Source organism: Lactococcus sp. FSL W8-0209 (genome assembly GCF_038006585.1).
Lineage (GTDB): Bacteria > Bacillota > Bacilli > Lactobacillales > Streptococcaceae > Lactococcus > Lactococcus lactis.
In genome coordinates this window covers 380,589-393,109 of the sequence record NZ_JBBOVN010000001.1, presented here as the reverse complement: position 1 = coordinate 393,109, position 12,521 = coordinate 380,589, and the positions used below count along the sequence as shown (strand labels likewise).

At 34.5% G+C, this 12,521-nt stretch carries 14 protein-coding genes and 1 tRNA gene; 2 read left to right on the top strand and 13 right to left on the bottom strand.

Annotated elements, in window-relative coordinates; translation table 11 throughout:
- Nucleotides 1-19: 19 nt before the first annotated feature.
- From MKX45_RS01995 to MKX45_RS01955, 9 genes are all read right to left on the bottom strand, one after another.
- Nucleotides 20-667 carry a CPBP family intramembrane glutamic endopeptidase gene (locus MKX45_RS01995; RefSeq protein WP_240664814.1) on the bottom strand — a complete coding sequence of 216 codons (648 nt, stop codon included), beginning with the start codon at nt 665-667 and terminating at the stop codon, nt 20-22.
- Nucleotides 668-743: 76 nt separating this feature from the next.
- Entirely contained in the window at nt 744-932 is a 189-nt protein-coding gene (locus MKX45_RS01990; RefSeq protein WP_136122417.1) for a bacteriocin, read from the bottom strand.
- 234 nt (nt 933-1,166) lie between these two features.
- Complete coding sequence (locus tag MKX45_RS01985; protein WP_340817251.1) at nt 1,167-1,268, bottom strand: helix-turn-helix transcriptional regulator; 102 nt, start codon at nt 1,266-1,268, stop codon at nt 1,167-1,169.
- A 223-nt stretch (nt 1,269-1,491) separates the two neighbouring features.
- Nucleotides 1,492-2,403, bottom strand: coding sequence for an aldo/keto reductase (locus tag MKX45_RS01980; RefSeq protein ID WP_003131819.1), 912 nt, complete (start codon nt 2,401-2,403; stop codon nt 1,492-1,494).
- Nucleotides 2,404-2,610: 207 nt separating this feature from the next.
- Nucleotides 2,611-2,745 carry a 50S ribosomal protein L34 gene (gene rpmH / locus MKX45_RS01975; protein ID WP_003131818.1) on the bottom strand — a complete coding sequence of 45 codons (135 nt, stop codon included), beginning with the start codon at nt 2,743-2,745 and terminating at the stop codon, nt 2,611-2,613.
- Between the two features lie 131 nt (nt 2,746-2,876).
- Nucleotides 2,877-3,791 (bottom strand): RNA-binding cell elongation regulator Jag/EloR, encoded by a 915-nt coding sequence (gene jag / locus MKX45_RS01970; protein WP_003131817.1) that lies wholly within the window; start codon nt 3,789-3,791, stop codon nt 2,877-2,879.
- A gap of 88 nt (nt 3,792-3,879) precedes the next feature.
- Nucleotides 3,880-4,689, bottom strand: a complete 810-nt coding sequence (locus MKX45_RS01965; RefSeq protein ID WP_010905140.1) for a YidC/Oxa1 family membrane protein insertase — start codon at nt 4,687-4,689, stop codon at nt 3,880-3,882.
- Nucleotides 4,686-5,054, bottom strand: a complete 369-nt coding sequence (rnpA, locus tag MKX45_RS01960) for a ribonuclease P protein component (protein WP_003131815.1) — start codon at nt 5,052-5,054, stop codon at nt 4,686-4,688. The genes MKX45_RS01965 and rnpA overlap by 4 nt, the downstream gene beginning before the upstream one ends.
- A 136-nt stretch (nt 5,055-5,190) precedes the next feature.
- Nucleotides 5,191-5,766 carry a TetR/AcrR family transcriptional regulator gene (locus MKX45_RS01955; protein ID WP_003131814.1) on the bottom strand — a complete coding sequence of 192 codons (576 nt, stop codon included), beginning with the start codon at nt 5,764-5,766 and terminating at the stop codon, nt 5,191-5,193.
- Between the two features lie 195 nt (nt 5,767-5,961).
- On the opposite strand from MKX45_RS01955, the gene MKX45_RS01950 reads away from it, so the two are divergent.
- Entirely contained in the window at nt 5,962-7,158 is a 1,197-nt protein-coding gene (locus MKX45_RS01950) for a multidrug efflux MFS transporter (protein WP_340816742.1), read from the top strand.
- Nucleotides 7,159-7,173: 15 nt separating this feature from the next.
- On the opposite strand, the gene argH is transcribed toward MKX45_RS01950, so the two are convergent.
- Nucleotides 7,174-8,553 (bottom strand): argininosuccinate lyase, encoded by a 1,380-nt coding sequence (gene argH, locus MKX45_RS01945; protein WP_057719816.1) that lies wholly within the window; start codon nt 8,551-8,553, stop codon nt 7,174-7,176.
- 30 nt (nt 8,554-8,583) lie between these two features.
- Nucleotides 8,584-9,777 (bottom strand): argininosuccinate synthase, encoded by a 1,194-nt coding sequence (locus MKX45_RS01940; RefSeq protein WP_128267447.1) that lies wholly within the window; start codon nt 9,775-9,777, stop codon nt 8,584-8,586.
- A 159-nt stretch (nt 9,778-9,936) separates the two neighbouring features.
- Here MKX45_RS01940 and MKX45_RS01935 point away from each other — a divergent pair.
- A tRNA-Ser gene (locus tag MKX45_RS01935) sits at nt 9,937-10,023 on the top strand.
- A 158-nt stretch (nt 10,024-10,181) separates the two neighbouring features.
- Here MKX45_RS01935 and MKX45_RS01930 read toward each other — a convergent pair.
- On the bottom strand, nt 10,182-11,426 hold the full coding sequence (locus MKX45_RS01930; protein WP_057719817.1) for a hypothetical protein: 1,245 nt from the start codon (nt 11,424-11,426) through the stop codon (nt 10,182-10,184).
- Nucleotides 11,423-12,394, bottom strand: coding sequence for a glycosyltransferase family 2 protein (locus MKX45_RS01925; RefSeq protein ID WP_128267446.1), 972 nt, complete (start codon nt 12,392-12,394; stop codon nt 11,423-11,425). Before MKX45_RS01925 ends, MKX45_RS01930 begins: the two co-directional genes overlap by 4 nt.
- Between the last annotated feature and the right edge of the window lie 127 nt (nt 12,395-12,521).

The following is a 12,521-nucleotide window of genomic DNA, read 5'->3' as shown; positions in this document are numbered from 1 at the left end:
ATTTATAATAAATTCTATATTAAATAATAATATGAAAAATCAAAACCATTAGATTATATCCTCCATGAACGATAATACTATCACTCACACGCTTATATCGGTGAAAAGTACTTGTGATGATTACACTCATTGGTAAGTATTCAAAAAAACTCCATGTCAACCTAGTATGAATTAATGTAAATAGAAGAATACTTAAAATATAAGCTAGCCATTTATGACTAAAAAAACGATAAAAATATTCCCTAAATGTTAGTTCTTCACAAATTGGAGCAATGATGACCATAAGAACATATACAAACCAAGTTGGTAAAAAAGAGTCAACGAGATTATTAGTAGCTTCATTTTCCACGATTGTATCAAGTGCAGGAACAAATCGCAGATATAAATAGTGTGCAATATTACCGAGAATATATCCCACAATTACAAACCCAAGAAGCCAAAGCAAATTTTGCAAGCGAAAAGTTTCTTTAAAATGCGCAAAAACACCATTTCTAATTGCAATATACAAAATAATCAACAAAATTACTAAAAATAAACTTGGATAAAAATCATGCACTGCCTCCATTGGAACAAAAGCACCAGGTCCAAGATAAAGTATTGTCGTCCCGAAGACTAAAAGTATGCTCTTTAACTTATTGAATATCGTTGTTTTATCTGTTTTCCCCATTTTTAACCTCACACATTCAAAACAAGGAATGCAAAGCACTCGCATTCCTTGTCATTAGCTGAAATTACTTAATTATTTATCCACGTTTAAGGAAGTTATTAGTGTAATTTTCAACCACATCATAACCTCCCCCACCGCCTGACCCACCGTCAGACAGTAAAGAACTCACGGAATGATTCCCAGTTACGCCCCCTCCTCCACTAACTTCCATCAATTCCTCATCAGTCAACACTTCAAATTCTTCAAAAATAGTTTGCAATTCCATAAAAACACACTTTCTAGTCCACTCCGGACTCGTTTTGAGCATTTTTAGTCAATAAACATTTCCACTAGAAAGGCTCATCGAATTTCGGCATCTTCGTAATTAATTACAAATATATTTTAAACTTTTCTGAATATTTAGTTAATACCACTTTAATATTCTTTTTGTGTACTTTTAGTTTATATTTTCACTATCTTTTAACAAATCATCTATTGAACATTTAAACACATTTGCCATCTATTGAACAAGTTCTAAACTCGGTTCACGTCGCCCGTGCTCCCAATTACAGACAGCTTGTTTACTCGAATAAAGCAGTTTCCCAAGTTCTTTTTGTGTCAACCCCAATATAATCCTTTTTTGTCGAAGATTACTAGAAAAATTTCCTCCAGAAATTTCTATCAATTCTTCATCACTAACTTTCTCAAAAATTTCTAACTTTGAAAAAATTTTTACCTTACTGTCATTCTTTTTCTTGAATTTTTAGAAAAATCCATCAGATTTCCTCCCAAAAAAGTAATCAAAAGACTAGTTTTTTTAAACTAGTCTCCTACTTTAATTATATTTAAGGTAAAATGTTTCCAGCCGCCATGTACAAGTCGTACCATTCCGCACGTTCTAAGACAATATCTGAAGCAGCAGCAATTTCTTCAATTCGACTCAATGTCATCGTTCCAATAATTGTTTGGATATTGGCAGGATGCCGATTAATCCAAGCGACAGCAATTCCAGTTGGAGTAGAATTGTATTTTTCTGCATAAAATTCCAATTTTTTATTCAAATCAGGGAATTTTTCATTTCCAACAAAGACGCCTTCAAAGAAACCATATTGGAAAGGTGACCAAGCCTGAATAGTCATCTTATTAATACGAGAATACTCTAAAATTCCATTATCATGAACAAAAGAACCTTCATCACTCATATTTACATGAATCCCAGCATCAATCATTCCCGTATGTTTTAAGCCAAACTGTAATTGATTAAACAACAATGGCTCTTTCACCGCTGTTTTCAACAGTTCAACTTGACCAGGATTTTGATTAGAAACCCCAAAATAACGTACTTTCCCTGCTTTTTCCAATTCATAAAAAGCCTCAGCTACTTCTTCAGGTTCGACTAAAGTATCTGGACGATGCAAGAGCAAAGTATCCAAATAATCAGTTTTTAAACGAGATAAACTCCCCTCAACCGATTCAATAATATGTTTTTTTGAAAAATCGAACATTTTTCCAGGAACAATTCCACATTTTGACTGTAAAATAATATCTTCTCGTTTTACTGACGATTTTTCTAGAGCATCTGCAAAAATCGATTCACAAGCTCCACCCCCATAGATATCAGCATGGTCAAAGAAATTTATCCCTTGCTCCACTGATTTTTCAATTACAGCAACCGGATCTTTTCCCTCTTCATTAATTCTCATACAACCTAAAATAATTTGAGAAGCTTCAAGTTCACCAATTTTGAATTTTTTCACGACAAAACTCTCCTTTAAGCGTGAGATTTCACCTTATCTTCAATCAACAAAGGAAAAAATTTCACTAATTATTTGATAAAACCATTATAACACAATTAATGAAACCGTTTAACAAAATATATTTAATCATCAACCGACTCCTGCCATATTTAGGAATAATCAAATAAAAAAAATCAGCCATAGGCTGATTTCAATTTCATTTACAAATTAAACTGTAAGTGAAGCACGTCCTTTACGACGACGAGCTGCAAGGACACGACGTCCGTTTTTAGTTGCCATACGGCTACGGAATCCGTGAGTAGTCTTACGAGATTTTTTGTGTGGTTGGTAAGTACGTTTCATTTTATATAAGTCCCTGGGCTACTTCACTTTTGGTTGAAAGTAGCTCCACCTTTTCGGTGTTCCTTTCATCTTTTTACTGCTATTAAAAGCATACCTTACAATTCTACACTATGAAAGGTCTTTTGTCAAGGCTAAATCTCTTTAGCCACAACAATATAGCGATTATATTCCTGTCCTTCTGAATGACTTGATACACCATTTTCCTGACCAATAATAGTGTGAACAATTTTACGTTCATTAGACTGTAAATCATTAATATAAACAGTTTCACCGCCACGCGCACGTTCAGCTGCACGATGAGCAAGACTTACGATATAAGCTTTACGTTTTTCATGATAATCACCCACATTAACAGCAATATTCATTCGTGTATTCAAAATACTATTAGCGTAAGCTTTAGCTAAAATTTGCAAACTTTGTAAAATTTTACCATGTTTACCAATAAGCAAAGCATCATGATTAGAAGTCAAATTGAAAACTGTTAAATTTCCGTCACGAGAAACTGAAACACGCGTTGCAATTCCCATTTCTTGTGTAATAGTTGTTAAATAGCTTGAAATTTTTGAAGCAATTTTTTCATCTTCGTTTGAAACTTCTTTCTTCGCTTCCACTTCTTCTTTAACAGCAGAAACCACATCAGAGAGGTCTGCTGTTCCTTGACGATTTTGAACAACCGTCTTTTTAGCCACTTCAATAATCGCATTACGCTCTTCTTCAGTGATTTCACCATTTTGTTCTCTCTCAGCCGCACGGACAGCTTTAACCACTTGGCTTAATTCAAGTGTTGCTTCCATAGCAGATTGTGACTTAGGCACACCAAGATTAATTGTATCATCCACACCACGTTCTGCTAAATGGTCAGCTTTACGCACTGTTTCTTCATGGATTGGCTCAATATTAACCCGAGCCCGTTTCTTTCCAAATCCTAAGAAACCCTTTTTTTCTTTTTGTTCAATATGAATATGAACATTTTCACGCTTAACATTTAAGCGATTTAAGCCACGTTCGATTGCATCTTCGACCGTTTCACCAGTAAAAATAGCCATAATAAAACTACTCCTGTCATATGATAAAGCCTATTGACAATTTCTAGCACAACTTCCAAATTAAAATAAAAACTGCCAATGGTATTTTTTATTTTTTTCTTGCTTTCTTCAATGCTTTTTCGCGAGCTTTAATTTTGTCTTTTTCGACCTGTACCTTAGCTTCACGCGCCGCAATAATTTTGTATGGATTTGCCAACAACATTGTTTGGAATACTTGGAAAGCATTAGAGATTACCCAGTAGAGTGCAATCCCAGCAGCAAAGTTAACCCCCATAATCAAGATGAAAATAGGCATGATATAAGTCATTGAAGTTGTCATTGCATTTCTTTCTGGAGCAGATTTCATCATCAAGTATGAACTCAAGAAAGTAAAGACCGCAGCCAATATAGGCAAAATAAAAGTAGGGTCTTTAGCACCAATTTCAAACCATAGGAAAGTTCCGTGTTTCAAAAAGTCCACACGAGACAAGGCTTGATATAGTGCCCATAGCACTGGCATTTGAACAACTAGTGGTAAACAACCCATGTAAGGGTTGACTTTATTTTCTGCATAAAGTTTTTGAATTTCCTCGTTCATCAAACGACGAGATTCCATATCTTTGCTTGGGTATTTAGCCTGAATTTTTTTGATTTCTGGCTGAATTTCTTGCATACGTTGGCTAGATTTGATTTGGATATTCATCAAGGGAAGCAATGCTGCCCGAATAACAATCGTGAATAAAATAATACCAACTCCGGTCAAACCACCAAATGACAAGAAACGAATAACTTGTGCAAAACCATATACAATTTGGTCCCAAAGGTTGGTTGAACTACTTGTCACAGCTGTTGTTCCACAAGCTGTAAGCAACAAAAGAGCTGCCCCTGCCATTGCGATCAAACTAAATTTCTTTTTCAATCGTTTTCTCCATCCACATAGATTTTTGACAACTTCAAAACGTGTTTTAGATTTTTCTTTACTTCCTCAAAACTGAGTGTTTCAACACCCGAACGTGCAATAATTACAAAATCTTCATCTGTCAAATAAGGCTTAAATTCAGCAATGGCATGGCGTAAAAGACGTTTAATTCGATTACGTAAAACCGCATGACCAAGCTTTTTGCTTACTGATAGACCTACACGAAAATGAGGTTGATTTGTGTTTAATTTATAGACCACAAATTTTTTATTGGCAAAGCTATGTTTCGCTGAAAAAATTTGGTCAAAATCCTTTGAGCGTTTAACGCGATATGTTTTTTTTATAGCCAAGCCACTCTCTCCCATTTTAGAAATTATCGTATTAATTTTATCATAAACTTGCTAAAAAGTCACTATATCACTTGAAAACGTTCTATATAGAACGAAGGGATTATCAGTTACATTTAGCATTTAAAAATACCATGTATTTAACAAGGTATTTTTAAATATTTTCTGGATTATCTAGACGACTAAGCAGATGATCAACCATGTAAGTAAAGGATTCTTCTTTAGAAATTGATCCAGACTGACGGAAATATCCTAATTGTGTTAAAGTGATAAATCCATGAAGCGTTGAGCGAAACATCCGACTGATATGAAAATTTTCTTCTTCTGACAAATGAAAATTTTCCAAGCTTCGACGAACCAAACGAATATTTTCTTTTGCCAAATATTCAAGTTCCCCATTATTTGTTTGGTGTATTACATTAATCAGTTCATAAACTGCTTCATATTTTTCAGCGAATCTTTTATAACTCTCAGCATAAGCCCTAAGTGCTGCCAAAGGAGTTAGTCCCACCATTGCATGAGTTAGTTCATAGTTTAATTCTTTTTGGAGGTAGACTGCCGTTGCCACACGTACTTCTTCCATATTTTTAAAATGATTATAAAGTGACGGAGCTTTAATTCCAAAATACTCAGCTAAGCGCGGAAAACTAACATTAGAGAGACCAATTTTACCAGCTAGTTCAATAGTAGCTTGAACGATTTTATCACGAGTCAATGCAATCCTTGCCATAATTGGATTCCTTTCAATACTTTCGATGTCGAAAGTTTACTCGAAGTTTGAACTTTTATAGTCGATTCAAACTATCTTACTATCAGTATAAAACTATTCTCAATCTTTTTCAAGCAATGTTTCGTCATTGACAAACTACGAACAATAGTTTTATAATATTATTATGAATACATCAAAAAAGAAGGACATTCATTCATGAAAGAATCATGGCAACGAAATTTAATTGTCCTTTGGTTTGGGACATTTATGACGGGGATAGGTTCAAGCCTTATCGCCCCTTTTATATCACTTTACATCAGTACACTTGGCCATTACTCAAAAACGGAATTAAACATCTGGTCAGGCTTGGTCTTCTCATCCACTTTTATTGTTTTAGCAATCGTTTCTCCCCTTTGGGGAAGATTAGCTGACCAGAAAGGTCGGAAATTGATGCTCTTACGCGCTTCTCTTGGGATGGCAATTTCAATTTCATTAATGGCTTTTGTTACAGCTGCTTGGCAATTGCTTATTTTACGCATGCTACTTGGGGCATTTTCCGGTTTTGTTTCTAATTCAATGGCCTTAATGGCCAGTTCTGCACCAAAGGAAAAATCAGGGGCCGTCTTATCGCTCCTTACAACAGGATCTGTTGCTGGAACTCTTATCGGTCCAATCATTGGCGGAATACTTGTTAATATAACTGGTTATCGTCGCGTTTTTAGCGTCACAGGAATCATTATGTTTCTCGTCTTTTTCCTTGCTTTAGTTTTTGTCAAAGAAACATTTAAGCCCGTTGAGAAGAAAAACATGCTTTCCTATAAACAAGTTTGGGAAGTTGTTACCCACCCAGCCATTATTTGGGGCATGTTTTTTGCAACCCTCATTACTCAAATGACCAATCAATCGATTAATCCTGTTCTTTCACTCTATGTCCAAGAACTTATGCATGGTCAAGGAAACATTACTTTCATGGCCGGAATTGTCGCTGCTGCCCCAGGAATTGTTACATTAGTGGCTGCTCCATTCTTAGGCCGTCTAGGTGATAAAGTTGGTCAAAGAAAAATACTTGGTTTTGGACTTTTCTTTTCACTAATCGTCTTCTCAATCACAGCAATGACAACTAATGTTTGGTTTTTAATTGTTATGCGACTACTTGTCGGAGTTTCTGATGCGGCAATTCTCCCTTCAGTTCAAGCCATCCTAGCAAAAGAATCTCCTCAAGCTATTACTGGTCGAATTTTCTCTTATAATCAATCTGCTCAATCAATTGGTGCTTTTGCAGGTCCCTTACTTGGTTCAGCTATTGCTGGATTTATTGACTATCGTTATGTCTTTGTGGGTTCAGCAATTCTGGTTGTCTTTAACTTAATAAACTACTTTACACATACTAAATCACTTGCTGTAAAAAACTAATTATAAAAAAGAACTTCAAATTTGAAGTTCTTTTTTTGCTTCTTCTATTTGTTTTTTAACCGATTCAAATCCTGTACCACCTAGAGAATTTCTTCTTGAAACTGCCGTTCTTGATTTTAAAATTTCATAAACATCTTCATTGATTAATGGAGATAGCATTTGATAATCTTGTAAATTTACATCTTGGAGGTAAATTCCTTTTTTTATACAATCTAATACTAAGAGACCAACTAATTCATGAGCTTTTCTAAAAGGAAGGCCTTTTGCTGCAAGGTAATCGGCCAACTCTGTCGCATTAGAAAAATCTTGTTCAGTTGATTTTTCCATGTTTACACGGTTTACAGTTAAAGTTGACAACATCCCATTCATAACTGTTAAAGAAGTTATTATAGTATCAGCACTATCAAACATTCCTTCTTTATCTTCTTGCAAATCTTTGTTATAAGCTAAAGGTAAACCTTTCATCACAGTCAATAAAGCTGTAAGATTTCCATAAACGCGGCCTGTTTTTCCTCTGATTAATTCTGCCATATCTGGATTCTTTTTCTGTGGCATAATAGAAGAACCCGTAGAATATGCATCAGACAGACTGACAAATTTGAATTCATGACTAGACCATAGTAAAAGCTCCTCACAAAACCTTGATAAGTGCATCATTAACAAACTTGCATTTGATAGAAATTCTAAAATAAAGTCACGGTCACTGACCGCATCCATTGAATTATCATAAGCCTTCTCAAAACCAAGTAATTTTGTCGTCAACATTCTATCAATCGGAAACGTTGTCCCAGCTAGAGCTGCTGCTCCTAAAGGATTCATATCTGTATGCTTAACATTAAATTCAAAACGTTCAAAATCACGTGTCAGCATTTGATAATAAGCCATTAGATGTTGACCAAAGGAAATCGGTTGTGCATGTTGCAAATGAGTATAACCAGGCATAATAGTGTCAATTTGGTTTACAGCGAGCTTTACAATTGTTTCTCTTAACCCTTTTAAAGCTTCTAAAACGGCCTCTAAGATACTTTTGAGGTATAAATGCATATCTGTTGCCACTTGATCATTTCTAGAGCGAGCCGTATGCAATTTACCAGCTAGTGGACCAATTTCTTGATGAAGATAAGATTCCATATTCATATGAATATCTTCATTTTCCATCTTGAATTCAATTTGGCCATTAAGAAGCTTTTCTTCTACTTTTTTCAGACCTTCGGCAATTTTTTGGGATTCCTCGGTAGTAATAATTCCTGTTTCACCCAACATCTTTACATGAGCTAATGAGCCTTTTAAATCAAAAGGAGCAAGTCGTTGCTCAAATTTAATTGATGCTCCAAATTCTTCCGTTTGTTTATCTAGTGACGCCTCAAAACGTCCTCCCCAAAGTTTTTCTACCATTCTCTTACTTTCCAAATTTTCCTATAGCTATTATTTGAGATTTACTTGAGCATTGACTTGAGTAGGTAGACCCCACAATTTAATAAATCCAACTGCCGCTGCTTGGTCAAACTCATCTGCAGCAGTATATGTTGCTAATTTTTCGCTGTAAAGCGAATTAGTTGATTTACGTCCCACTGGTGTTGCTAAACCTTTATATAATTTAATTTTTACAATCCCGTTAACTACTTTTTGAGTTTCATCAAGATAAGCAACCAAAGCCTTAGTAGCAGGATTGAACCACAAACCATTGTAAATCAAGTTTGCCAATTCATTTTCAAGAACTGGTTTAAAATGTGCAAGTTCTCGAACGAAAGTTAAGTCTTCCAAATCTTTATGTGCTTTTAATAAAGTAATGGCAGCAGGACATTCATAAAATTCACGTGATTTAATCCCAACCAGTCGATTTTCAATATGGTCAATCCGACCAATTCCATGTTTACCTGCAATAATATTCACTTCTTTGATAATTTCATGCAATTCTAAGCTTTTTCCATTTAAAGTGATTGGTAATCCTTCTTTAAATTCAACCTCAATAAAATCAGCTTCGTTTGGAGCGTCCTCCACAGAATTAGTCATAAAGAAAGCATCCTCTGGACAAGTATTCCAAGGATTTTCAAGAACACCAGCTTCAATCGCACGTCCCCATAAATTCATATCAATTGAGTAGGGATTATCTAAATCAGCAGGAATAGGAACACCATTTTGATTGGCGTATTCGATCTCTTCTTCACGAGCCCAATGCCATTCACGAACTGGAGCAATAACTTCAAGCTCAGGTGCAAGAGAATGGATGGCTACTTCAAAACGAACTTGGTCATTTCCTTTTCCTGTACAACCATGAGCAATAGCCGTTGCCCCTTTTTCTTTGGCAACTTCTACTAATTTTTGAGCAATCAAAGGACGACTCAAAGCGGATACTAAAGGATATTTATTTTCATACATTAAATTTCCTTTGAGTGCTGCTCCAACAAATATTTTAGCGAATTCTTCCTTGCAGTCCAAAACAACAGATTCCACCGCCCCTACTTGAAGCGCCTTATCATGAATAAAATTCAAGTCTTTTCCTTCGCCAACGTCCATGCAGGCAGCAATGACGTCAAATCCTTTATCAGTCAACCATTTTACAGCAACACTTGTATCCAATCCACCCGAATATGCCAAGACAATTTTTTTGTTTCCCATCATTTTTCTTCTTTCAAATTAATATAAATGCAATTGTACAGCATATTTATTCATTTGTCAACATTTTTGTATAAATATGCGCTTTATTTTCGTTCTAGCAATTTCATATTATTTCAAGAAGAGGATCAACTGTGATATAATTAATTTAGATAAAGGACTGGAGCCATGGCAGAGTGGTAATGCAGCGGACTCGAAATCCGTCGAACCGTGTAAAGCGGCGCAGGGGTTCAAATCCCCTTGACTCCTTTTATAAATGGATTTTTCTACCCTATTTGAAAAAATTATAGAAAATCCAGTGACCAATACGCTTACTCCTTTTCCTCCTGACTGTATAAGATTACATCAGGAGGTTTTTTATTCATTTTTATAAAAAAGATTCAACTCATTAATAAGTTGAATCTTTTTTATTTGGATATTTCCTCAACAGGATTTAGACTGTCTTTACTTTTATTAAATCCAATTATATCGTCTGCTAAAATAGCACAATTAAAGATTATTACAAAATATAAAAATAACAGTGGCCGGTCTGATGACGCTAATAGTGTCGGTGATAAACTAATAGCCATTCCCGCCGAAAAGGTGACAGCTAAAGAACCAATAGCTACGAAACTTTTCTTTGATTTACCATCCAATAAGATAATAACAAAGACAATCATAGCCAGCATTATCATAAAAATAACACTCGGTCCTAGTAACTTGCCAGTTATATTATAATTAAACTTCTTTTCCGATGAATGGTGCACAATTACACTAAGTGGATCTGAAATTAATTTTTGTGAGATTTTGGATAACATTATAAGCACAGCAGATAGTATTACGGACAATATCTGTCTTTTCTGAACTGCTCTCAATAATAACAATAGAAATAAAATCTCTATAAAGTTATGACTAACAATCAAATTTGAAGCGATATTGTTGAATTGAATTAGTAACTTATCAAAAAATGATAAATGGTTAAAAGTTGGAAACCAATGGACCATTTCTAAAGCTCCTCTTTTTTGATTTCCCGGGCATAGCAAGACATTTAAAATACTCAATAAAGAAACGAGAAGACAAACTATCCGATATGGGTTCAAAAATTCTTTTTTCTCAATAACAACTTGAATGATAAGATAGAGAAAAAGTACAATTGCCAATCCTTCATTAAATACTGATAGTATTAGAGAAAGAGTGGCGATAACAATCTTATAAATCGCAATTTTCTCTTCTGAATTTCTCTGACGGTCAATCATTAACCAGTATGCAAATAAGGCACTAGGCCAGACGTAATTCACAATTGTAGCAATTAGTCCTGCAGATTTAAGAGAGACCATTGGAAATAGTATTATAAAAACTAAAACAAGCACTAAATTACTTATAAATTTATTAAAAGAAATAAGTTGACTTATCGAATAAAATAACAGAAAGATAAAAACAATTGTTAGGATGAAAAAAATCAACAGATTTTTACTTGATAGAAGCACTGCTCCCTCAATCCAAAATCGAGAGGACCAAGTCTCATATCTGTCTATAGCAAAAGTAAGTGGCGAAGAATTAACTTTAGAGAACCACAAGGCATCTCCACCCAGCCAGTCAACTTGATTTGTTATAAAAAATAAAATGTAAAAAAGGACTATGAGCAGAAAGGGAAATTTTTCTTTTTTTATCACATTACTAACCTTTTACCTTTCTGATTGTTCAATGGTTCATCTTCGGACTTTATATTACTTTCTTTGATGATATAATTAGGACGTTTTTTTACTTCAATAAACGTTTTAGCTAGATATTTTCCGATGATTCCAGAGGCTAAAAGTTGCAATCCTCCCAACATTAGAACTAAGATAACAAGCGTTGGGAATCCTTGCACACTATCGCCCCAAACAAGTGTTTTTACTGTATAAAAAAGACTCAGAATGATTGATATAAAAAAACAAAGAATACCAACAAATGTCGCTATATTTAATGGTAACTCGGAAAAATTAACGAAACCATCAACAGAATACCGTAATAAACTCCAAAAAGACCATGAAGTTTGTCCTCTACTCCGTTCTCTATTCTCATATTCTAAATAAGTAACTTCATAACCCACCCAAGAAAACAAACCTTTGGAAAATCGATTACTTTCCTGAAGCTTTAAGATGCTATCTACCACTTGTCGAGTCATCAATCGATAATCACGCGCACCATCGACTATTTGTGGTTTAGAAATTTTATTTATTATTTTATAGAAAAGCTTTGCAAAGAAAGAGCGAATAGGAGGTTCTCCGGTTCGACTTGTTCGTCTTGTCCCCACAACATCATATCCTTCTTGCAACTTTTCAAACATTTCTGGAAGCATTTCTGGCGGGTCTTGTAAGTCTACATCCATAATCGTAACAAAGTCACCAACCGCTACTTCTAAACCTGCTAATAGAGCGGCTTCTTTACCAAAATTTCTCGAAAAGCTGATATATTGTATATCAGCTCTCTTTTCGGCTAGCTTTTTTATTATTTTTAATGTCTTATCAGTTGAACCGTCATTTACAAAATAAAAAATTTTTTCTAATGGTAAACTTTTGGTTTTTTCTTCCACTTCCTTTATGAATATTTCGATGCTTTCTTCTTCGTTATACACCGGAACTACAATTGATAACTTCATATTAAACTTTTCTCATTTTCTTAGATACTTAAGAATCCGTATTTCTTAATAGACAAAATAGAAATTTTTTTATCCATTTCTTTGCTTCTAGTATAGTTCATATATTGTTAAAAATCAACAAATTACT